Source organism: Niallia sp. 01092, assembly GCF_052318935.1.
Lineage (GTDB): Bacteria > Bacillota > Bacilli > Bacillales > Cytobacillaceae > Niallia.
In genome coordinates, this window is sequence record NZ_JBQRKO010000037.1 from 1 (window position 1) to 23,978 (window position 23,978).

Here is a 23,978-nt window from a genome sequence, read left to right on the forward strand (position 1 = left end):
CGCACAGCGCCGAGGAGGCTCCCGGACCGCCCGCGGAAAGCGAACGCCTCTCGCTGCAATCAACAGGCAAGTTTAACAGAGCCAATTGAATAAAAAACAATTCTATAATACTATTTATTTTTCAATTTTTGACAAAAACAGGCAGGAAAAACAACTTGTTTAAAAAATGTAATAGGAGTTGCTTTTATATAAAGTGGGCAGTCTCAACCTTTTTAGAAGGAAGGCTGTTTTTTCTATCCAACGTATTTTATCGAATTATGGTTTTTGTTAAGAATTTAAGTGAAAGAAGTCGAGTAAAAAATAGTAGCTTGTCCGCTATTTTGACAAACTTTTAAAAAAATACACTCTATAATTTTCAACAATAAGACTGGATAGGGAGTGTATAAAAATGGAAAAAGTAGAAAGGGACTTAATAGACACATTGGGTGAAGTTGATTTTGGAAAATCAAAAGATGGATTAGGCGTTTTTTTTCAGAAGTTTAATACCAAAATAGAAAATTTATTTGTTGTTAAAGGCTACATGCTGTTCTTCATTGGATTCTTATTAGGGAGAGCATTAATATTGGCGAAATTAACTCCATTTAGTCTCCCTTTCTTTGCAGCAGTCTATTTAACCCGTAAAGAAAAGGCGCCAATTGCTTTAGTAGGTTTAATAGGAGGTGCGGCAACCCTGTCTTTTAAAGAAGCATTCTCTAGTTTTGCGCTTTCCTTTTTATTTTTAAGTATATTTAAAATAGTAAACAGATGGAATAAAAACGAACAAAGTATGGTGCCAGTGATTGTTTTGTTAACGATACTAGGTGGAAGTTTAATAGAAGCTTATATATTACAAGGAGAAATTACACTGTATGGTGGAATGATGTCTCTTGTAGAAGGAAGCTTAGGATATATTTTAACCCTTATTTTCCTGCAAAGTTTGCCGTTGCTTACTGTAAATAAACGCAGGCAAGCGTTAAAAACAGAAGAAATTGTTTGTCTCATTATTATGTTAGCTTCTGTTATGACAGGAACAATTGGATGGACTGTATACGATATGTCGATTGAACATATCATGTCCCGATACTTAGTGCTTATCTTTGCTTTTGTCGCTGGAGCAACGATCGGATCAACGGTAGGTGTTGTAACAGGATTAATTTTTAGTTTAGCAAATATATCAAGTTTTTATCATATGAGCTTACTTGCTTTTTCTGGACTACTAGGAGGGTTGTTGAAAGAAGGCAGAAAAGTCGGAGTAGCATTAGGCCTTTATATAGCAACACTGCTGATTGGCATGTATGGAGAAGGTAGTGGTGTATTAACAGCATCTATTATGGAAACGACAGCAGCCGTAATTTTATTTTTGTTAACTCCTCAAGTTTTTACTTCACGAATGGCGAAGCATATCCCAGGAACCACTGAATATTCTTTAGAACAACAGCAGTATATGCGAAAAATGAGAGATGTCACAGCACAAAGAGTTTCTCAGTTTTCTACTGTTTTTCAGGCGCTTTCTAAAAGTTTTTCATCCAATGATACTTTTTCGGAGATGGATGACAGTGACAGAGAGCTTGATTTCTTCTTAAGCAATGTAACAGAAAAGACGTGCCAAACTTGCTTTAGAAAGGAGACTTGCTGGGCGAGAAACTTTAATACAACATATGATTATATGAAAGAAATTATGACAGAAATGTCCGAAACTGGTGGAAATATTTCAAGCAATTTATTAAGAGATTGGGAGAAGCATTGTACAAGATCAAAAAAGGTGACTGATGCGATTCATCAAGAATTAACGTTATTTCAAGCGAATCAAAAACTAAAAAAACAAGTTTTAGAAAGCCGAAAACTAGTAGCAGATCAACTTTTAGGTGTATCTGAAGTTATGGGAGATTTCGCCAAAGAGATACAAAGAGAACGAGAAAATCATCATAAGCAAGAGGAGTTAATACTAGAAGCAATACAGGAATTTGGAATTCACATTGAAAATGTAGAGATATTTAGCTTAGAACAAGGAAATGTGGATATAGATATTACAATTCCATATAACACAGGTCATGGAGAATGCGAAAAATTAATCGCCCCGATGTTATCGGACATTCTTGGAGAAACGATTATTGTGAATACAGAAGATCAATCTGATTCTTCTAATGATTATAGTCATGCCACTTTTCGATCAGCAAAAGCGTATGTAGTAGAAACTGGGGTGGCATATGCTGCAAAAGATGGAGGATTTGTATCTGGAGACAGCTATTCTACAATCGAACTGGGGCTTGGAAAATATGCGATGGCAATAAGCGACGGAATGGGAAATGGAGAAAGGGCTCATATTGAGAGTGAAGAAACATTGCAGCTTCTGCAAAAAATTCTCCAGTCTGGGATTGAGGAACAAGTGGCGATCAAGTCTATAAATTCTGTTTTATCATTACGTACAACGGATGAAATATTTTCTACTTTAGATTTAGCTATGATCGACTTGCAAAGTGCTGCTGCAAAGTTTTTGAAAATTGGTTCAACACCAAGTTTTATTAAAAGAGGTTCTAAGATCATTAAAATACAGGCCAGCAATTTACCAATGGGAATATTGCAAGATTTTGATGTGGATGTTGTGAGCGAGCAATTAAAAGCTGGAGATATACTTGTTATGATGAGCGATGGGGTGTTTGAAGGACCGAAGCATGTAGAGAACTTTGACTTATGGATGAAAAGAAAAATAAAAGAGTTAAAAACAAATGATCCTCAAGAAATAGCAGATTTAATTATGGAAGAAGTTATTCGTTCCAGATCAGGGATGATTGAAGATGATATGACGGTGCTTGTAGCGCAAATCAATCATAATATTCCAAAGTGGAAGTCCATACCTGTAAGAGCATATAGTCAAACAGCAAATTAACCAGCATTTTTAATAAGGCATTAATTGTATATCCAATAAGAAAAGGTATAAATACTCCTTTTTCCGTCAACAATGGGACTAACTCATGAATAGAGGGGAGTATTGAATGAAAACAGGAACACTTAAACAAATTCTTCTTATTACAGATGGATGCTCCAATCAAGGAGAAGACCCAATTGCAATGGCTGCATTAGCAAATGAACAAGGTATCACAGTTAATGTTATTGGTGTAATGGAACATGATACGATTGAGGAACAAGGGATAAAAGAAATTGAAGGAATTGCTCTTTCTGGTGGTGGTGTAAGTCAGGTGGTTTATGCCCAACAATTAGCACAAACGGTTCAGATGGTTACAAAAAAAGCGATGACACAAACGTTGCAAGGTGTTGTAAATAAGGAACTTCAACAAATCTTAGGAAGTTCCAAAACGGTAGAAGATTTACCACCAGAAAAACGTGGAGAAGTGATGGAAGTAGTAGATGAATTAGGCGAAAAGGTAGAATTAGATGTACTTATTCTCGTAGATACAAGTGCAAGTATGAAACATAAGCTTCCAACGGTAAAAGAGGCTTTAATCGATCTGTCATTAAGTTTAAACGCTAGATCTGGAGAGAATAAGTATGCTGTTTTTGTATTTCCCGGGAAAAAGAAAGAAGTCGAAAAATTGCTTGATTGGACACCAAGACTGGAGTCGCTTACTAGTATTTTCTCCAAGTTAACAACTGGTGGGATAACGCCAACAGGCCCAGCTTTAAAAGAAGCTATCCATTATTTCAAAAATAAACGCTCATTAAAGAGTTTGATCTCTCGTGATGATGATGAATACTTTGAAGAGTCCATTTAACATAAATCCTGGTACTGTTATTAAGGGGAAATGGCATAAAAACAATTATACAATCTTAAAAGAACTTGGTTATGGAGCAAACGGGACTGTTTTCTTAGCGGAATCCAAAATAGGACAAGTTGCTTTAAAGATAAGTAACAATGGAATGTCTATTATTTCCGAAGTAAATGTATTAAAATCCTTTGCGAAGGTCCAAGGTTACTGCCTTGGACCTTCTTTGATGGATGTGGATGACTGGATAACTAGAAGCGGAAATATTTCCTTTTATGTAATGGAATATATAAAGGGTCCAGATTTATTATCATTTATTCAACATAAGGATAGCTCTTGGATAAATGTGCTAATGATTCAACTGTTAAAAGATTTGCAAGTATTACATGAAACAAAGTGGGTGTTTGGAGATCTGAAGCCTGATAATTTAATTATTACCGGTCCACCGACTAGAATCAGATGCATTGATGTAGGAGGAACAACAATACAAGGGAGAGCGATTAAGGAGTTTACAGAGTTTTATGATCGTGGATATTGGGGATTGGGAACACGAAAGGCTGAACCGACATATGATTTATTTGCAGTTGCGATGATCATCATGAATATTGCCTATCCAAAAAGATTTAATAAAACAAATGGGGGCCTTCATCAATTACGTGCTATGGTTCAACAGAAAAGAGAACTACATCCATATGAAGGACTATTAGTTCAGGCGTTTACTGGAAAATACAGCAGTGCAAACGAAATGAGAAGCGAGTTATTACGGTTATCAAATGGAGATCCTGTTAAAACAAGGGTCCGTTCCTCTTCTGTTAATCAAAGAAGTACGCCTTCTGTCGCCAATAACAGAAGTAATAAACAAACAATAAAGAAGAATGGTTCATTAAACAGAAGGACGGTAATGAAAAAGAAGAAAAAATCAGGGGTACTCGAATCTCTGCTCCTACTCCTAATTATTTCTTTATTGTATTTATTTTACATTTACGGCCAATTAACATAATAGATGAACTGGAAAGAATTTTCATATGGAGAGTGGCATCTTTTGAAAGCTTAGTGGTAAAAGTGGTATTCTATAGTCATAATAGACTACCATATCTACTATAAACAATAATAATATGTAGAATAGTGATATGAATTAAGGAAGAAGTGCATATGTTAGATCAAAAAGTAAAAACATACTTAAAAGAGAGAGGATTATCACTTGAAGGAAAGAAGATTTTAGTTGGGGTATCTGGAGGTCCAGATTCCCTTGCATTACTTCATTATCTTTGGAGCAAACAAGCAGAATGGAGTATCTCGGTAATAGCAGCCCATGTGGACCATATGTTTAGGGGAGAAGAATCATTGCAAGAGGCAAAGTTTGTAGAGGCTTTTTGTTTGTGTAGATCTATCCCGTTTGAAATGAAAAGCATAGATGTTCCTCGTTATATAAACGAAACAGGAATAAATGCTCAAACTGCTGCTAGAGAATGCCGCTACTTATTTTTTGAAGAGATAATGAAAAAACATGGAATGGATTATTTAGCATTAGGTCACCATGGAGATGATCAAGTTGAAACAATCTTAATGAGGTTAACTAGAGGAAGTACAGGTGAAGCGAGAGCTGGCATTCCGTTCCAAAGGCCGTTTGGAAAGGGAGTATTATTTCGTCCATTCCTTTGTCTGGAAAGACAGGAAATTGAGGAGTATTGTTTAGAATACGAGCTAGACCCTAGAAGAGATCCAAGCAATGAAAAAGAAAACTATAGCAGAAATAGATACAGAAAACAGGTTATTCCTTTCCTGAAAAATGAAAATCGTCATGTTTCCCGGCATTTTCAACGCTTTAGTGAAGAATTACAAGAAGATGAGCGGTTTTTAATGGAATTAACTGTGGAGATATGGGATAAAGTAGTAAGTGCTAAAAAAGATAATGAAATAATTGTTGACATTGATGCATTTCTTTCTATAGCTATTTCTTTACAAAGAAGATGTATTCAACTAATATTAAACTATCTCTATAAAAAGATACCTGCTTCATTATCCGCATTACATACAGATAATATTATAACTTTGCTGAATAGTCCTCATGCGTCAGGAAATATTGATCTCCCTGAAGGTTTGAATGTGGTGAAATCCTATCGATTAGCTTATTTTCAACTGAATTTTACACCTGAAGAACCCTTTTATTATGAAATTTCAAAAACGGGAGAGTTATTATTACCTAATGGGTACTATATTAAGGTAGAATATATAGACAGCAGACCGCTTTTAGATGCTCATAGCATTCTTTTAAGTCCAAATACTATTTCCTTTCCTCTTATCATACGTACGAGAAGAGATGGAGATAGGATGAAGATAAAAGGAATGGATGGCACAAAAAAAGTGAAAAGTATATTTATGGATGAAAAAGTATCCATTCAAAAGAGAAAAACATGGCCTATTTTAACAGATGCTGAAAACAATATATTATGGATACCAGGCCTAAAAAAATCAATTTATTCTTATTGTGTTGAGAATAGCGATTTTTATCTATTAATAACATTTAAAACGCAATGATCTTCTAGGGGGCACACTTTAATGAAACATGATATTGAGAGGATATTAATATCAGAAGAAGAGATTCAAGAGAAAATAAAGGATTTAGCATTTCAGTTAACAGAAGAATACAATGACAAATTTCCATTGGCAATTGGTGTTCTTAAAGGAGCATTGCCTTTTATGGCTGATCTTCTAAAACGTATTGATACATACTTAGAAATGGATTTTATGGATGTGTCGAGTTATGGAAATTCAACTGTATCGTCAGGTGAAGTGAAAATTATTAAAGATTTAGACACATCAGTTGAAGGAAGAGATATATTAATCATCGAGGATATCATTGATAGCGGTTTAACGCTTAGCTACTTAGTAGATTTATTCCGTTATCGAAAAGCAAAATCTATTAAGATTGTCACACTTCTCGACAAACCAACTGGAAGAAAAGCAGATCTTCAAGCAGATTATGTAGGCTTTATCGTACCAGATGCATTTGTTGTTGGCTACGGTTTAGATTATGCAGAGAAATACCGTAATCTACCGTATATTGGCGTTTTGAAGCCAGAGGTTTATACAACTGATAATAATTAAAAGGCAGTGAAGTAAAACTCGTAAACAAAAAGGTTAATTTCTTGAATTTACACAATTTTCTATGATACTATACACTATAGTTTGTTTACCGTGGGAGGAGGTAAGGGATGAACCGTATTTTCCGTAATACCATCTTTTATTTATTAATATTTTTAGTCATTATAGGTGTAGTAAGTTTTTTCAATGGTAATAACGAACCTACTAGGCATATATCCTATAATCAATTAATTAGTCATCTCGAAAAGAATGAAGTAAAATCGATTACAACACAACCTGAACGAGGTGTCTTAGAAGTACGTGGACAATTGAAATCATATAAACGTGATGAATATTTTGTCTCCTATGTAACGAATAACGAAACTGTTCAGCAACGAATAGATAAAGCAGCGCATGAGGGCTCCAATGTAGAGGTCTTACCGGCACAAGAAACTAGCAGCTGGGTAACATTCTTTACTTCTATCATTCCGTTTGTGATTATCTTTATTTTATTCTTCTTCCTGCTTAACCAAGCACAAGGCGGCGGCAGTAGAGTAATGAACTTTGGCAAAAGTAAAGCCAAACTTTATAACGAAGAGAAGAAGAAGGTTCGCTTTAAAGATGTAGCTGGAGCAGATGAAGAAAAGCAAGAGTTAGTAGAAGTAGTTGAATTCTTAAAAGACCCAAGAAAATTTGCAGAACTTGGAGCAAGAATACCTAAAGGTGTTTTACTTAATGGACCTCCAGGAACAGGTAAAACATTATTAGCAAGAGCTGTTGCCGGCGAGGCTGGTGTGCCGTTCTTCTCTATCAGTGGTTCTGATTTTGTGGAAATGTTTGTTGGTGTGGGTGCTTCCCGTGTTCGTGATTTATTTGAAACAGCGAAAAAGAATGCACCATGTATTATATTTATTGATGAAATTGACGCTGTTGGTCGCCAACGTGGTGCTGGTCTTGGCGGTGGACATGATGAGCGTGAGCAAACATTAAACCAATTATTAGTTGAGATGGATGGTTTCGGAGCGAATGAAGGAATTATTATTATTGCTGCGACAAACCGCCCGGATATTTTGGACCCAGCGTTATTGCGTCCAGGTCGTTTTGACCGTCAAATAACGGTTGACAGACCAGATGTAAATGGTCGTGAAGCAGTTCTGCGTGTCCATGCCCGTAATAAACCATTGGCTGAGACTGTGGATCTTAAGAGCATTGCGATGCGTACCCCAGGATTTTCTGGTGCAGATTTAGAAAATCTACTCAATGAAGCAGCACTTGTTGCAGCTAGAGCAGATAAGAAGAAAATTGATATGGAAGATATGGATGAAGCAACGGACCGTGTCATTGCTGGTCCTGCAAAGAAAAGTCGTGTAATCTCGAAAAAAGAACGAAACATAGTAGCATATCATGAAGCAGGTCATACTATTATTGGTGTAGTTTTAGATGAAGCAGATATGGTACATAAAGTAACCATCGTTCCTAGAGGTCAAGCGGGCGGCTATGCTGTTATGCTTCCAAAAGAAGATCGTTTCTTAATGACAAAGCAAGAGCTACTTGATAAAATTACCGGCTTGTTAGGCGGACGTGTAGCAGAAGATATCGTATTTGGTGAAGTAAGTACTGGTGCTCATAATGATTTCCAAAGAGCTACTAATATTGCCCGTAAAATGGTAACAGAATATGGAATGAGCGATAAGCTTGGACCGTTGCAATTTGGTCAGGCTCAAGGTCAAGTATTTTTAGGCAGAGATTTGAATAATGAACAAAATTATTCGGATGCAATAGCTTATGATATTGATCAGGAAATCCAAAGAATTATTAAAGAAAGTTATGAAAGAGCAAAAACAATTCTTACGGAAAACCGCGAGAAATTAAATATCATTGCAGAAACTTTACTTGAAGTAGAAACATTAGATGCTGAACAAATCAACAGCTTATATAAAGACGGAAAACTTCCAGATCGTTCCGCTCAAACAGAAACTATTTCATCTGATGCTGATGATGTGAAAGTAAATATCAACATGAAGAAAGAAGATCAAGAGCCGAAAGAGGAGCTATGATCATGATACAAAAAAAGGATGTACATATGTGCATCCTTTTTTGTACGAATAAATGCCTGTCTTCTGAAGGGGCGGGAGTGTTTTAATAAGAAAAAGAATTTGATATTTCACTAATATTAGGAGATTATGATATGATGTTTGCAGTGTTTAAAATGGGAATTGTGCGATAAAATAGAAATTTAACTTACGCTTGTTAAGCTAAGTTGTATATAAGTAATAGCAACAGTATTAATAATAAAAAAGTGGTGAAGATTATGATTTTTGTCTTTGATGTTGGGAATACAAACACTGTTTTAGGAGTATATGAAAATGATAAATTAAAGCATCATTGGAGAATTGAAACGAATCGTTATAAAACGGAAGATGAATATGGTATGATCATTAAATCGCTATTTGATCATGTTAACTTACATTTTTCTCATATAAACGGAATTATTATATCCTCGGTTGTTCCGCCCATTATGTTTGCTTTAGAAAGAATGTGTGAAAAATACTTTCAAATAAAACCTCTTGTTGTTGGACCTGGAACAAAAACAGGCTTGAATATTAAATATGATAATCCTAAAGAGGTTGGAGCGGATCGTATTGTAAATGCAGTTGCTGCTATTCGTGAATATGGAAGTCCATTGATTATTGTTGATTTTGGCACTGCCACGACATTTTGTTATATAAATGAACAGAAACAATATATGGGTGGAGCGATCTCTCCAGGTATTAACATCGCTACAGAAGCCCTATATTCTAAAGCGGCAAAGCTGCCAAGAATAGAAATTGTACGTCCTGATGGGGTAATTGGAAAAAACACGGTATCTGCTATGCAATCTGGCATCCTATATGGATATGTTGGTCAAGTTGAAGGAATTGTAAAACGAATGAAAGAGTATAGTAAAGAGAATCCTAAAGTTATTGCAACTGGCGGACTAGCTAATTTAATTGCAAAAGAATCCAATATAATTGATGTTGTGGATCCGTTTTTAACATTAAAAGGATTACAGCTGATATATGAAAAAAATAAAACAAATGTAAAATAATTGTTCGTGTTTAAAAAGGAGTGGTAATGATGGGAGATTATTTAGTTAAGGCGTTAGCGTTTAATGATCAGGTGCGAGCTTACTCAGTGAAAAGCACAGATACAGTGGCAGAAGCACAAAGAAGACATTATACTTGGCCAACGGCATCTGCGGCATTAGGAAGATCATTAACTGCTGCTGCTATGTTTGGTGCTATGTTAAAAGGCGATCAAAAATTAACTGTAAAAATTGATGGTGGCGGACCGATTGGTTTAATATTGGTTGATGGAAATGCGAAAGGAGACGTAAGAGGTTACGTTACGAACCCACAAACGCATTTTGATTTAAATGAGCACGGAAAGTTGGATGTAAAGAGAGCTGTAGGAACAGAAGGAACATTATCAATTGTGAAAGACATTGGAATGCGCGATTATTTTACAGGTCAAGTACCGATTGTTTCAGGAGAACTAGGAGAAGATTTTACGTATTATTTAGTAACATCAGAGCAAATTCCTTCTTCCGTTGGAGTAGGCGTTCTTGTCAATCCAGATAATTCTATTCTCGCAGCTGGCGGTTTTATGATTCAATTATTGCCAGGAACAGATGAAGAAACGATAACAAAGATTGAAAAACGTTTAGGTGAAATACCGCCTATTTCAAAATTAATTCAAAAAGGTTTAACACCTGAAGAAATTTTAGAAGAAATCTTCAGCGCAGAAAATATGAAGATAATCGAAACAATGCCAGTTTCTTTTACTTGTACATGTTCTAAAGATAGATTTTCTAATGCTATCATTAGTCTTGGCAAAGAAGAAATCGAAGACATGATTATAACAGATGGAAAAGCGGAAGCTCATTGCCATTTCTGTAATGAAAAATATATATTTTCAAAAGGAGAGTTAGCATCTCTTTTAGAAGAAGCAAAATAATATCAAGATCATGAAACAAGCATAGTACTCACTCTATGCTTGTTTTTTTTGCTGTTTTCTCAAAGTTTGTTGTTATTTACGTAAAAAAATGGGAGAAGAAGTACTAAGCAGCCTGAATACACGTAGACTCCTGTGGGAAAGCGAGAAAGGACGAGACCCCACAGGAGCGTATGCGACGAGGAGGCTCGACGCTCGCTAAACGGACGAAGTGTATTCAGGCTGCGAGTTTTAAAGCAACAATCTATACGAAAACAGCTTTTTTTTTGATAAATTGTAGGGTTCTTCATCCATTTTTTCGTTTATTTAGTAGATTGCTAATTTGGGAGGAGAAAAATTTGATAAAGATTAAGGATGTTAGCCACTCGTTTGAAATCGGGAAAAAAAATAAAAAAACAACATATCCAGTTTTAAAAAATATTAATCTTGAGATAAAAAAAGGGGAAATTGTCACGATTATAGGAAGAAGTGGATCGGGGAAATCAACCCTTTTAAATTTAATTAGTGGATTTATGCAGGCTAATGAAGGAGAAATTTGGATAGATAATCAAAAAGTGAACGAGTTTAATGAAGCTTCCTTTGCTGATTTTCGTTTAACCCATATAGGGTTTATTTTTCAAAGCTTTCAATTAATTCCGAGTATGACCGCATTTGAAAATGTGCAGCTTCCGTTAATTTTAAAAGGAGAGGGAGAAAAAGAACGGAAAGAAAGAACGTTGGAAGTGTTAGAAAGAGTAGGCCTGCAAGATTTTGCTGATCATTATCCTAGCGAGTTATCTGGCGGGCAGCAGCAGCGCATAAGTATCGCAAGAGCACTTGTCGTCAATCCTCCGCTTATTTTGGCTGATGAACCAACAGGCAGTTTGGATAGTGACACAGAAGAGGAGCTGTTAACTTTTATTAAAGAGTTAAATCGGGATTTAAACATTACATTTTTAATTATTACCCATGATGAAAACGTTGCAAAAATAGGGGATCGCATTGTGCAAATTAGTGATGGAAATATAGTAGAGGAGGTTCATTCCTTATGAGATGGAAAGACCAGGTTGCATTTGTTAAACAAAATATGAAAAAAAATAAAACAAGGATGTTTATGACCATTTTAGCAACGGCAATGGGGTGTGCTTTTCTTATTGTATTAGCATCTGTTGGATTTGGCTTAAATGAATCGATTGTAAAGGAAACAACAGAAAATCGTACAGTAACGAATATAGAAGTTCACAATAAAACAGAAGGCGATAGTGAAGGGTTAACAGATAAGGATGTACAGTATTTTGAATCAATTGATCATGTTAAAGCTGTTACAAGAAGGCAAGCATTACAGCAGCCAGGTGAATATACACTAGATGCGTTTAAAATAACAGCAGGAACAGTTGTTGCTAATATGTCATCTGAAGTAAAAGCTGGTTTTGAATTATCAAAAGGAAGATTGCCAGAAAAAGATAATGAGGTAGTCGTCGGGTATCATTTTTTAGAAAATCTACTACCTGAAGGTGTGGACTATGACAAAATATATGATGAAAAAGGTCAGTTAAAAGAGGAGTATCTTTATAAAGGGGATTTAATCGGGAAAACAATCGAACTAACGGTACATTTATCAGATAATAAATCGGATGATAAGACGAAGAAAATAAAATTAGAAATAGTTGGATTGGGTAAAAAGCCAACAAAAGACTGGATCTATAATTCTAATGTTTATATTTCAGAAAATATTTTAAAATCGATTGAAGGTTTTACTGGTACTGCAAAAGGTGCATTGAGAAGCTCAGAGGAAAATAATAATCAATTAAGCGATGCAAGAGTATATGATGAAGTAAATATTTATGCAGATAAACTAGAAAATGTGGAAAGTATTTCAAAGCAATTAGAAGACAAAAATTATTATGTTTACTCCGTTTTAAATGAATTACAAGAAATTAATAAAGTGTTTGCTATTTTAAAAGTTGGTTTAATTTTTATCGGTACGATTGCCATTATTATTGCATCTATTGGCATTTATAATACGATGACAATGTCCGTAACGGAAAGAGCACCGGATATTGGCATCATGAAAGCGTTAGGGGCAAACCCTGCCGTCATCAAAAAAATATTTCTTTTAGAAAGCAGTTTTATTGGTCTAATTGGTGCATTAGTAGGAACAGTCGTTTCTTATGGCATAAGCTATTTAGTGAATTTTATCATCCCTATTGTTGTAAAAAGCTTCTTTAATGAAGAAATTCCATCAGGATTTATGTTTAGTTCTATTCCATTCAGTCTGCCGATTATCTGTATTATTATTTGTTATGCTGTTACCATTATTTCTGGATCACGACCAGCAAGAAGGGCAACGAAGGTAGATGTATTAAAAGCGTTAAGAAGAGAAGTATAAGAACAAAACTTTCTATTTGGCCAATTCACGACTAGTCAGGGTGTGATTGGTCTTTTTTTTAAGATAGGCTCTGCTAAACGATTATGTTGATTTTGGAAGGGGATTTGCGAGACTCTTGCGGAAAAACGGGCTGGAAAGACCCCGCAGTGAGGTACGAGCAAGGAGGCTTGCCAGTTCGTTCGCGGAAAGCGAGCGAATTTTCTGGCCATTCTAAATCAACACTGAAATTTAACAGAACCACCCATGCTAATAAAAATTTGCACCATGGGGGATGAAAATAAGTGGTGTTCATTCAGAGTGAAGATAGAAGGAGTTAGAGCTTAGAATGATGTTGGTTTGGAGAAGCGTTCGCTCGACTCCTGCGGGATTAGCGAGACAGGCGAGACCCCGCAGGAGCAAAGTGACGAGGAGGCTCGGCGCTCGCCCCGCGGAAAGCGAGCGATAAGCTTCGGAAAACCCCTTTTAACAGAGCTTATTTTCCAAGTAGCCTTAAAATAAAAGAGAATAGTAAAAATTCCCTAGCAAAATATGAATTTTCCGTAAAATTAACGTATATTAATTGACAAAAAGAGGATTCATTGATAAATTATTTATAACAAAACCAATTAATTTACTCGGATTATTAAGAAGGAGAGAATATCATGTCACGTATAGCTAATTCAATTTTAGATTTAATCGGTCAAACACCAATAGTAAAATTAAATCGTTTAGTGGACGATGGAAGTGCAGATGTATACTTAAAGCTTGAATATATGAACCCTGGCAGCAGTGTAAAAGATCGTATTGCACTTGCAATGATTGAGGCTGCAGAACAAAGTGGGGAATTAAAAGAAGACAGCACTATAATTGAGCCAACAAGTGGAAACACAGGTATTGGTCTTGCGATGGTTGCAGCAGCAAAAGGATATAAATCTATTCTTGTTATGCCTGAAACAATGAGTTTGGAAAGACGCAATCTATTAAGAGCCTATGGTGCAGAACTTGTATTAACACCAGGTCCAGAAGGTATGGGCGGAGCGATTCGCAAAGCAGAAGAATTAGCGAAAGAAAACGGCTATTTCCTACCACAACAATTCAAAAACTTATCCAATCCGGAAGTACATAGAAAAACAACGGCGCAGGAGATTATTTCTGCATTCGGTGATGAGCAGTTGGATGCGTTTATTTCTGGCATCGGAACAGGTGGAACGATCAGCGGTGCTGGTGAAGTATTAAAAGAAAAATATGAAAATATTAAAATATATGCAGTAGAACCAGCTGATTCCCCTGTTTTATCCGGAGGGAAACCAGGACCGCATAAAATTCAAGGAATCGGAGCTGGATTTGTTCCAGATACATTAAATAGCGAAATTTATGATGATATTATTCAAGTAACGACAGAGCAAGCATTTGAATATGCTCGCCGTGCTGGAAAAGAAGAGGGCGTTTTAGGCGGTATTTCTTCTGGTGCTGCTATCTATTCAGCATTAAAGGTAGCAAAAGAATTAGGAAAAGGGAAAAAAGTATTAGCAATCATTCCAAGTAATGGTGAGCGCTACTTAAGTACACCATTATACCAATTTGATGAGGCATAAAATAAAAACAACCAAATCACTTTTTTAAAACAAGCAGTCTATATGGCTGCTTGTTTTTTATTGCGTCAAAGCTTGTTGCTTATTTATGGAGATGTGTGCAATTCTAAATTGGAAAGTATTTCAATGTGTTATATTAGTGAAAGAGATAATTGTTAGTGCGGTCGTTTAATTCTATTTATGTATTTGTAACTACTTGGAAGGAGGGATAAAATGCCGTATTTTTTCCTTTTTGTATTTGCGCTTTTTGCTGGAATGGCATTACCTGTTCAAACGGCAATTAATGCCGAATTGCGTACAACAATTCAGTCGCCTTATTTAGCAGCTATGATTTCTTTTTTAGTTGGAGCTACCGTATTATGCGGTGTAACACTGGCAGTAGAACATACGATTATACCGAATAAAGTCGTATTTACGAAGCCATGGTGGATTTGGAGCGGTGGAGCACTTGGCATCCTGTTCGTGTTAGCAAATGTTATACTCATGCCTAAAATTGGTTCTGCACTAACCGTAGGACTTACACTTGCAGGTCAATTAATCATGGCGATTATTATTGACCATTTTGGTTGGTTTCACCTTCCTGTTCATGAGATAAACATTCCTAGAATAATAGGGGTTTTACTAATTTTAGGCGGTATTTTTTTGGTGCAGCGATTTTAAAAAAGAATTGCTGTTTTCTAAAAGTTTGTTGTTTTTGAATAGAAAAATAAACATGGCTGAAGCACTGAGCAGCCTGAATACACGTAGACTTCTGCTTAGAAAAGCGAGAAAGACGAGACCCCACAGGAGCATAGTGACGAGGAGGATCGGCACTCGTCCGCGGGGTAAATAACAACAATCAATACGAAAAGAATTGATGATATAGGAAAGACTGATCCAAACATGAATGTTTTTAGAAAGCTAGTTGTGATATAAAAAGTTGAAAGCAAGGCAGAAGTGGCTTTGCTTTTTTGCGTAATATCGTAATTTATATGTCTTAAGTTAGATAACTGTCTAGCTCCAGCGCCTAGCCCCTGTGAAAAATAACCCTTTGCCTCTAAAAGTAAAAAGCACTTTTCGAGTCAAATGAACATTTTTCTTCGGGGCTGATCAAGGTGCTTCCGCTTTTCTAAATATCTTTTCTAATTTTTTTGTCTTTCTCCCTGTTCATCATGTATGATGAAAAAAGAGAAAATGGTAAGGGGCGAAAGGTGATTGAAACAGTATAACGTATACAGCAAGCATATGGCTTTTTCTTATAAACGGTTTTTTAAACAATTTCTTGATCTAACAAGAAATAAAGAGCACTATGTATTATTAGAAAGCGGTAGAGGCGGAAGATATAGTATAGCAGCGATAAATCCTATTGTGAAAATGATCGGGAAAAATAATAAATTGGAGGTAACTACAGATAGTCATACAGAAATAATGGAAGGCAATCCACTCCACTTAGTGAAGGATGTCATAAGACAATATAAGGTAGAATCATATCCTGCTTTGCCTGATTTTCAAGGAGGGGCCCTTGGTTTTATTAGCTATGATTATATTCGTTACATTGAACGATTACCTAATGAGACGATGGATGATTTAGAAATACCGGATGTTTATTTTCTTCTATTTGATGAATGGTATGTTTACGACCATCAAGAAAAGCAGTTATGGTTCATGGCTTTATATGAAGAGGGACATTATGATGATGCACAAAAGAAAATAGAGGAACGTACGAATCAATGGCTTGAACGGATAGACCAGGAAGAGGAGGTTGCTGATACAGAAAAGACCGATGATTTACAGGTTTCTATAAAGGATAACGAGTTTCAGCGCTCCGTTCGCAAAATTCAAGATTACATTGCACAAGGCGATGTTTTTCAAGTCAATTTATCTGTGCGCCAAACAAAGCCATTGCATGTTCCTGCTATAGAAGTATATAAACAGCTGCGCGTACTAAATCCGTCGCCATATATGGGCTATTTTCATACGCCGGATTTTCAGCTTGTATGTGGTTCTCCAGAACTTTTAGTGAAAAAGAAGGGAGACGAGGTAAGCACAAGGCCAATTGCTGGTACAAGATCAAGAGGAAAAGATGATGACGAGGATCAAGCGCTTGCTAACGAGCTGATAGAAAGTGAAAAAGAACGAGCAGAGCATGTGATGTTAGTTGATTTAGAGCGCAATGACCTTGGGAGAGTTTGTCAGTATGGTTCAGTAGAAGTAAATGAGTTTATGGTGATCGAAAAATATTCTCACGTGATGCATATTGTCTCGAATGTTAGAGGGACATTGGCAGAAGATAAAGATGAATATGACTTAATTGACAGTATGTTTCCTGGAGGAACGATAACAGGTGCTCCTAAAGTAAGAACAATGGAGATTATTGAAGAATTAGAACCAGTAAAAAGGGGACCTTATACAGGCTCGTTAGGCTGGATAGGGTTTAACAGAGATGTTGAATTAAATATTATGATTCGCACGATGCTTGTAAAGGACGAAAAGGCATATGTACAAGCAGGTGCAGGAATAGTCATTGATTCTGTTCCTAGCAATGAATATAAAGAGTCGATGAAAAAAGCACGGGCGCTTTGGAATGCAAAAGAATTAGCTGAGAGACATGAGGGGTAAAGACAATGATTTATATGATCGATAATTATGATTCATTTACGTACAATCTTGTGCAATATTTAGGTTCAATGGGAGAAAAGCTGGTTGTGAAAAGAAATGACCAAATTTCTATCGAAGAGATAAGAAAAGAAAATCCTGATTATTTAATGATTTCACCAGGACCATGCAGCCCCAATGAAGCAGGCATCAGCTTAGAAGCAATAGACGCTTTCTCAGGAGAAGTACCTATTTTTGGTGTATGCTTAGGTCATCAAGCTATTGCACAAGTGTTTGGCGGGGATGTAGTTCAAGCGGAGAATTTGATGCACGGAAAAATATCCATGATGTTTCATGATGGAAAAACAATCTTTAAGGACTTGCCGAACCCATTCCCAGCGACAAGGTATCATTCCTTGCTTGTGAAAAAAGAGACGCTGCCAGCTTGTTTTGAAGTTTCTGCATGGACGGAGGAAGGCGAAATCATGGGGATTCGCCATAAAGAAGTACCTATCGAAGGAGTGCAATTTCATCCTGAATCGATAATGACAACAGATGGAATGGAACTATTGAAAAATTTCATTACTTATTATGCGAGAAATGGTAAAGAGTAGACTATGTACATTTATATAAACGAGAAAGTAGTTAAGCAAGAAGAGGCAGTTATTTCAGTGTTTGATCACGGTTTTATGTATGGATTAGGCTTATTTGAAACGTTTCGTATTTATGAGGGACACCCGTTTTTGTTAGAAGACCATTTACAACGTTTAAATCATGGATTAAAGCGATTAAATATTGAGCGAGTTTTTACAAGAGAAGAAGTAAATAGCATCATACAAGTTTTATTGCAAAAAAACGATTTAAAAAATGCGTATATTCGTTTTAATGTATCTGCTGGAAGTGGCGCGATTGGTTTACAAACAGCTCCATATACCAATCCGAATATCGTGATGTACATGAAACCATTGCCTGCAGCAGGCCGAATGGTAGAAAAAAAGGGGCGGATTTTGGCGATTCCCCGCAATACACCAGAAGGGGATGAAAGGCTAAAATCTCATCATTATCTTAATAATATTTTTGCGAAAAGGGAAATAGGGACAGACGCAGAAATAGAAGGGATATTTTTAACGAAAGAACAGCACTTAGCAGAGGGCGTCACAACTAATTTGTTTTGGATAAAAAAGGACGTTCTTTATACCCCTAGCTTAGATACAGGCATTTTAAATGGGATTACTAGACAGTTTATTATGGCGTATGCCAAAAAAATGGGTATGACAGTAGAAGAAGGTTTTTATGCAGTTGAACATATGCTGCAAGCAGAAGAAGTGTTTGCAACCAATTCTATTCAAGAAATTATTCCGCTAAAAAGCATCGATACCCATTTGTTTAATGGAGCAGCTGGCAAGGTTGTCGCCCTTTTTCATAAAAATTACCGAAAACTGTCTAGTTCGTTATGGTCAATCAAAGAGATGGGGGAAAAATAAATTGGCAATAAATTGTGCACCTTACACACTAAACTATCATGATAAAACACTCATAATGGGTATTTTGAATGTTAACCATGATTCGTTTTCTGATGGCGGGAAATTTAGAGAAAAAGATAAAGCGGTAAAGCATGCATTAGAGATGGTGGAAAACGGAGCGGATATTATTGATATTGGCGGGGAATCTACAAGGCCGGGATATGTAGAAATTTCAGCAGAAGAGGAATTGGAAAGAGTAATTCCGATTATTGAGACAGTTTCTAAAGAAGTGGATGTGCCGATATCCATTGATACATATAAAGGAATAGTGGCAAATGAAGCATTAAATGCAGGTGCCCATATCGTTAATGATATTTGGGGAGCAAAAAAAGATCCAATGATTGCAAAGGTTGCGGCAGAGAAGGATGCGCCGATTATTTTAATGCATAATCGAGATAATCAACTATATACCAATTTTGTTGAGGATGTATTATCAGATTTAGCTGAAAGTATACAGATTGCAAAAACAGCTGGAGTAAAAGAGGAAGATATTATTTTGGATCCGGGTATAGGATTTGCAAAAAATTTAACAACTAATTTAGAGATGATGAGACATTTAGATAAGTTAGTAGAGATGGGGTATCCTGTTTTACTTGGAACATCCAGAAAATCGATGATCGGTAATGTTCTAGATTTGCCTGTATCAGAAAGAATTGAAGGCACTGGAGCGACAGTTTGCTACGGAATTCAAAAGGGGTGTCAAATAATCAGGGTACATGATGTGAAAGAAATGGCTAGAATGGCAAAAATGATGGATGCTTTAATGGGAAGGGGGCAATACGGTGGATAAGATACGCTTAACTAAAATGGAGTTTTACGGTTATCACGGAGTATTTCCTGAAGAAACGAAACTTGGCCAACGATTTATCATTGATTTGGAAGTAGAGGCAGACTTAAGAGAAGCAGGGGAAAGTGACAATTTAGAACACTCCGTTAATTATGGTCAGCTCTATTTCGATGTTAAAGAAATAGTTGAAGGCAAACCGTATCAGTTAATTGAAGCGCTAGCTGAAAACATTGCACAGAAGCTTTTGCACAACCATGAGCGACTTGAAAGTGTACGTGTTGCTGTTATAAAACCAGATCCACCGATACCTGGCCACTACCAGTCAGTATCTGTGGAAATTTTGAGGAAAAAATAATGAATCATAATGCCTATTTATCGCTAGGTTCTAATATAGGAAACAGGGTAGAGTTTTTAAAAGAAGCTGTGCATATGCTACATGAACATGAAAAAATTAATTTAGTAAATATTTCATCCATCTATGAAACAGATCCGGTTGGATTTGAAGACCAGGACTTATTTTTAAATATTGTAGTACAGATTCATACAATCTTGGACCCATACTCCCTTCTAGAAGCTTGCCAGTTTATTGAAAATAATCTTGGAAGAAAAAGGATGGTAAGGTGGGGGCCGAGAACGATAGACCTTGACATTTTATTGTTTAATCACGAAAATATAGAATCAGAGAAACTAATTATTCCACATCCAAGAATTGCAGAGCGAGCATTTGTTGTAATTCCTTTATTGGAAATTGCTCCAACGATTGAATTGCCTAATGCACATACACCTTTAAAGGAAAGCAAAAAGTTTTTGCAGGATAAAGAAGGAGTAAGGATATGGAGACAGCAGAAAAATGGGGAAGACGTATTCGCGCTTTTCGAAAACTAAAGGGATATACACAGGAAAGTTTAGCTAAAGAGCTGCTGATTTCTGTTTCAATCTTAGGAGAGATTGAAAGGGGAAATCGAGTGCCTTCGGATGATATGATAGATTTAATAGTAAAAGCTTTAAATATAAGCAGGAAAGATTTGGATCCTGATTTAAAATAGTAATCAATAAGGGGATATTAATTCAAAGGGAGGTATTATCAGTGTTTAAAATAGGGAATGTAGAAATGCAAAACCGAGTAGTGCTTGCTCCGATGGCGGGTATCTGTAACTCCGCATTTCGTTTAACGGTAAAAGAGTTTGGTGCTGGCTTAGTATGCGCTGAGATGATCAGTGATAAAGGAATTGTTTTTAAAAACGAAAAAACAATGAATATGCTTTATATCGATGAAAGAGAAAATCCTCTAAGCTTGCAAATTTTTGGAGGAGAAAAAGACACACTTGTGGAAGCTGCACAATTTGTCGATAAAAATTCTAATGCGGATATCATTGATATAAACATGGGTTGTCCGGTTCCTAAAATTACAAAATGTGATGCAGGAGCAAAGTGGCTGCTAGATCCGAATAAGATTTATGAAATGGTTGCTGCAGTTGTCGATGCTGTAGATAAACCTGTTACAGTAAAAATGCGTATGGGTTGGGATGAAGACCATATTTATGCTGTTAGAAATGCTCAAGCAGTAGAACGTGCTGGAGGAAGTGCGGTGTCTCTTCATGGACGTACACGCGTGCAAATGTATGAAGGAAAAGCTAATTGGGATATTATTCGTGAAGTAAAACAGTCTATCAATATTCCATTGATTGGAAATGGAGATGTACAAACACCACAAGATGCAAAAAGAATGTTAGATGAAACAGGCTGTGATGGTGTGATGATAGGAAGAGCGGCACTTGGAAATCCATGGATGATTTATCGTACAGTCAAATATTTGGAAACAGGTGAATTAATTGGAGAGCCATCTGTTCGTGAAAAAATTAATGTTTGCATCCTTCACTTAGATCGTTTAATTGCTTTAAAAAATGAAAATGTGGCAGTAAGAGAAATGAGAAAACATGCAGCATGGTATTTAAAAGGAATAAGAGGGAATGCAAAAGCACGTAATGCTATTAATGAATGTGATACGCGTGAACAATTAGTGACCTTGTTAAACGCTCTTGTAATAGAAGCGGAAGAAAAAGAACAAAAAGAAATACAGGTTGGCTGACTTTGACTTTTTCAGTTTGAGTTTCTATAATATGATTTGGAAATAAGCTGTCGGTGAAAAATCTGACAGTTTTTTTTCTTTTTTAGTGTCTGTACTCGCGACATTGTGTAGAATAATAAAGTATGTATAAAAAATTTACGATTCCTTTTTAAAGGATGTTTAAAAAGGCACCAAATGATAAGCGGCGAATCTCTTCGTTGGCTTGCTTTTCCGCTACTCACGTATTTAAAAGCATACGTTGTGTTGCTCAAAGCTACGCCGCCTCGACCTTCTTGCTTTTAATTTGTTACCTTTTTGAACACACACTTATAGGTGATCATACATAAAAAAGATGGTGGAGATGATTAAAATGAGTCATGAAGAATTAAATGACCAGTTGCAAGTTAGACGTAACAAAATGAATGAGTTACGTGAACAAGGAATAGATCCATTCGGTAAACGTTTTGAAAGAACAAATCTATCTGAGGGGCTTAAACAACAATATAGTTCTTTTGAAAAAGAAGAATTAGAAGAAAAAGCAATTCATGTTACGATCGCAGGAAGAGTGATGACCAAAAGAGGAAAAGGGAAAGCTGGTTTTGCTCATATTCAAGATCTTGAAGGTCAAATTCAATTATATATTCGCAAAGATAATGTTGGGGAAGAGCAATATGCTATTTTTAACTCGGTTGATTTAGGGGACATTGTTGGTGTAGAAGGAGTTCTTTTCAAAACGAATGTTGGAGAGTTATCCATTAAAGTAAAAGACTTTACATTATTAACAAAAGCACTTCGTCCACTGCCAGATAAATTTCACGGTTTAAAAGATATTGAACAACGCTACCGTCAACGTTATTTAGATTTAATTGCAAGTGAAGAAAGTAAACATACATTTATTCTTCGCAGTAAAATTATTCAATCTATGCGCAGATATTTAGATGATCATGGTTATTTAGAAGTAGAAACACCTATGATGCATTCTATTGCAGGTGGAGCATCAGCTCGTCCGTTTATTACACATCACAATGCATTGGATATGCCGCTTTATATGCGTATTGCAATCGAACTTCATTTGAAACGACTAATTGTTGGCGGGTTGGAAAAAGTCTATGAAATTGGCCGTGTTTTCCGTAATGAAGGAGTTTCCACTAGACATAATCCTGAGTTCACCATGATTGAGTTGTATGAAGCATATGCGGACTACCGTGATATTATGAGCTTAACAGAAAATTTAGTTGCACATATTGCAAAAGAAATCCATGGTTCAACAACTGTCACTTATGGCGAGTATGAAGTAGACTTGAAGCCAGAATGGACAAGACTTCATATGGTAGATGCAATCAAACAGTATACAGGTGTTGATTTCTGGCCAGAGACAAGTCTAGAAGAAGCTAGAAGATTAGCAAAAGAGAATAATATTGAAATAAATGATAATATGACATACGGACATATTGTAAATGAGTTTTTCGAACAAAAAGTTGAAGAAAAACTCATTCAACCTACATTTATTTATGGGCATCCACTAGAGATTTCTCCATTAGCTAAGAAAAATGAAGAAGATCCACGTTTCACAGATCGATTTGAGTTATTTATAGTAGGTCGTGAGCATGCTAATGCATTTACAGAATTAAATGATCCAATTGATCAACGTGAAAGATTCGAAGCACAATTAAAAGAGCGTGAGCAAGGAAATGATGAAGCGCATCTAATGGATGATGATTTCGTTGAAGCGCTAGAATATGGAATGCCGCCAACAGGTGGGTTAGGAATCGGTATAGACCGTTTAGTTATGCTTTTAACTAATTCTCCTTCCATAAGAGATGTATTATTATTTCCATTAATGAGACATCGTTAATAGAAGAGGCAGAGTGCATTTATTGTACTCTGTTTTTTCAAAAGATAAGAAAGTATAAAATTTCGAACCTAGTTTAGTGTCGAGCTCCAGCGCCTAGCCCCTGTGAAAGATAACCTCTTGCCTCTAAAAGTAAAAAACACTTTTTGAGTCAAGAGAACATTTTTCTTCGGGGCTGAGCAAGGCGCCTGCGCTTTTCTTATTTCTCAAAAGCATGCAGTCAGAACCTTATTTTTATAGAAAGGAGAGAAAGCGTAATGAGTATATTATAAGGATAAATTGTAAGAATATTTTTTCTTTTAAAAAGTAGTTGCATCAATTTAGATACGATGGTATATTAATATCTGTTGTTGAAACAAGTTAGCAACGAACTGAAAAATAATTTTAAAAAAGTGTTGACTCGGGAAATGACTTCTGTTAATATTAAAAAGTCGCCCGATAGCGATAGAATGAATTG

21 protein-coding genes are annotated in these 23,978 nt (G+C 36.1%); all 21 read left to right on the forward strand.

All coding sequences use genetic code 11. The features are described from left to right. Window positions 1–388 precede the first annotated feature (388 nt). The 21 genes from spoIIE (at window position 389) to lysS (ending at window position 23,524) form a co-directional block, all read left to right on the forward strand. Window positions 389–2,866 carry a stage II sporulation protein E gene (spoIIE, locus tag ACTXGU_RS21245; RefSeq protein WP_443483521.1) on the forward strand — a complete coding sequence of 826 codons (2,478 nt, stop codon included), beginning with the start codon at window positions 389–391 and terminating at the stop codon, window positions 2,864–2,866. A 106-nt stretch (window positions 2,867–2,972) separates the two neighbouring features. Continuing rightward, the gene (locus tag ACTXGU_RS21250) at window positions 2,973–3,710 is read left to right on the forward strand and encodes a VWA domain-containing protein (RefSeq protein ID WP_443483522.1); all 738 of its coding nucleotides are present in this window, start codon (window positions 2,973–2,975) and stop codon (window positions 3,708–3,710) included. Then, window positions 3,679–4,701 (forward strand): protein kinase domain-containing protein, encoded by a 1,023-nt coding sequence (locus tag ACTXGU_RS21255; RefSeq protein WP_443483523.1) that lies wholly within the window; start codon window positions 3,679–3,681, stop codon window positions 4,699–4,701. Before ACTXGU_RS21250 ends, ACTXGU_RS21255 begins: the two co-directional genes overlap by 32 nt. A gap of 152 nt (window positions 4,702–4,853) precedes the next feature. Beyond that, a complete protein-coding gene (gene tilS / locus ACTXGU_RS21260; RefSeq protein WP_443483524.1) occupies window positions 4,854–6,239 on the forward strand; it encodes a tRNA lysidine(34) synthetase TilS in 1,386 nt (461 codons plus the stop codon). A 21-nt stretch (window positions 6,240–6,260) separates the two neighbouring features. Then, window positions 6,261–6,809, forward strand: coding sequence for a hypoxanthine phosphoribosyltransferase (hpt, locus tag ACTXGU_RS21265; protein ID WP_443483525.1), 549 nt, complete (start codon window positions 6,261–6,263; stop codon window positions 6,807–6,809). Window positions 6,810–6,916: 107 nt separating this feature from the next. Beyond that, window positions 6,917–8,842 (forward strand): ATP-dependent zinc metalloprotease FtsH, encoded by a 1,926-nt coding sequence (gene ftsH / locus ACTXGU_RS21270; protein WP_443483526.1) that lies wholly within the window; start codon window positions 6,917–6,919, stop codon window positions 8,840–8,842. 254 nt (window positions 8,843–9,096) lie between these two features. Beyond that, window positions 9,097–9,873 (forward strand): type III pantothenate kinase, encoded by a 777-nt coding sequence (locus ACTXGU_RS21275; protein ID WP_443483527.1) that lies wholly within the window; start codon window positions 9,097–9,099, stop codon window positions 9,871–9,873. Window positions 9,874–9,902: 29 nt separating this feature from the next. After that, on the forward strand, window positions 9,903–10,781 hold the full coding sequence (gene hslO, locus ACTXGU_RS21280; RefSeq protein WP_443483528.1) for an Hsp33 family molecular chaperone HslO: 879 nt from the start codon (window positions 9,903–9,905) through the stop codon (window positions 10,779–10,781). A gap of 335 nt (window positions 10,782–11,116) precedes the next feature. Beyond that, on the forward strand, window positions 11,117–11,809 hold the full coding sequence (locus ACTXGU_RS21285) for an ABC transporter ATP-binding protein (RefSeq protein ID WP_443483529.1): 693 nt from the start codon (window positions 11,117–11,119) through the stop codon (window positions 11,807–11,809). Beyond that, the gene (locus tag ACTXGU_RS21290) at window positions 11,806–13,146 is read left to right on the forward strand and encodes an ABC transporter permease (protein WP_443483530.1); all 1,341 of its coding nucleotides are present in this window, start codon (window positions 11,806–11,808) and stop codon (window positions 13,144–13,146) included. The genes ACTXGU_RS21285 and ACTXGU_RS21290 overlap by 4 nt, the downstream gene beginning before the upstream one ends. A 641-nt stretch (window positions 13,147–13,787) precedes the next feature. Further along, window positions 13,788–14,720, forward strand: coding sequence for a cysteine synthase A (cysK, locus tag ACTXGU_RS21295; RefSeq protein ID WP_443483531.1), 933 nt, complete (start codon window positions 13,788–13,790; stop codon window positions 14,718–14,720). Window positions 14,721–14,930: 210 nt separating this feature from the next. Next, a complete protein-coding gene (locus ACTXGU_RS21300) occupies window positions 14,931–15,377 on the forward strand; it encodes a DMT family transporter (protein ID WP_443483532.1) in 447 nt (148 codons plus the stop codon). A 534-nt stretch (window positions 15,378–15,911) separates the two neighbouring features. Then, a complete protein-coding gene (locus ACTXGU_RS21305) occupies window positions 15,912–17,315 on the forward strand; it encodes an anthranilate synthase component I family protein (RefSeq protein WP_443483533.1) in 1,404 nt (467 codons plus the stop codon). A 5-nt stretch (window positions 17,316–17,320) separates the two neighbouring features. Then, window positions 17,321–17,905: an aminodeoxychorismate/anthranilate synthase component II gene (gene pabA, locus ACTXGU_RS21310; RefSeq protein WP_443483534.1), complete on the forward strand. Its 585-nt coding sequence runs from the start codon at window positions 17,321–17,323 to the stop codon at window positions 17,903–17,905. A gap of 3 nt (window positions 17,906–17,908) precedes the next feature. Beyond that, window positions 17,909–18,775, forward strand: a complete 867-nt coding sequence (pabC, locus tag ACTXGU_RS21315) for an aminodeoxychorismate lyase (RefSeq protein WP_443483535.1) — start codon at window positions 17,909–17,911, stop codon at window positions 18,773–18,775. A 55-nt stretch (window positions 18,776–18,830) separates the two neighbouring features. Continuing rightward, on the forward strand, window positions 18,831–19,604 hold the full coding sequence (gene folP, locus ACTXGU_RS21320) for a dihydropteroate synthase (protein WP_443483541.1): 774 nt from the start codon (window positions 18,831–18,833) through the stop codon (window positions 19,602–19,604). Beyond that, a complete protein-coding gene (gene folB / locus ACTXGU_RS21325; RefSeq protein ID WP_443483536.1) occupies window positions 19,597–19,956 on the forward strand; it encodes a dihydroneopterin aldolase in 360 nt (119 codons plus the stop codon). The genes folP and folB overlap by 8 nt, the downstream gene beginning before the upstream one ends. Further along, complete coding sequence (gene folK / locus ACTXGU_RS21330; RefSeq protein WP_443483537.1) at window positions 19,956–20,486, forward strand: 2-amino-4-hydroxy-6-hydroxymethyldihydropteridine diphosphokinase; 531 nt, start codon at window positions 19,956–19,958, stop codon at window positions 20,484–20,486. The genes folB and folK overlap by 1 nt, the downstream gene beginning before the upstream one ends. After that, complete coding sequence (locus ACTXGU_RS21335) at window positions 20,435–20,647, forward strand: helix-turn-helix domain-containing protein (RefSeq protein WP_443483538.1); 213 nt, start codon at window positions 20,435–20,437, stop codon at window positions 20,645–20,647. Before folK ends, ACTXGU_RS21335 begins: the two co-directional genes overlap by 52 nt. A 41-nt stretch (window positions 20,648–20,688) precedes the next feature. Continuing rightward, a complete protein-coding gene (gene dusB, locus ACTXGU_RS21340; RefSeq protein ID WP_443483539.1) occupies window positions 20,689–21,690 on the forward strand; it encodes a tRNA dihydrouridine synthase DusB in 1,002 nt (333 codons plus the stop codon). Between the two features lie 349 nt (window positions 21,691–22,039). Continuing rightward, window positions 22,040–23,524 (forward strand): lysine--tRNA ligase, encoded by a 1,485-nt coding sequence (gene lysS, locus ACTXGU_RS21345; RefSeq protein WP_443483540.1) that lies wholly within the window; start codon window positions 22,040–22,042, stop codon window positions 23,522–23,524. Window positions 23,525–23,978 lie beyond the last annotated feature (454 nt).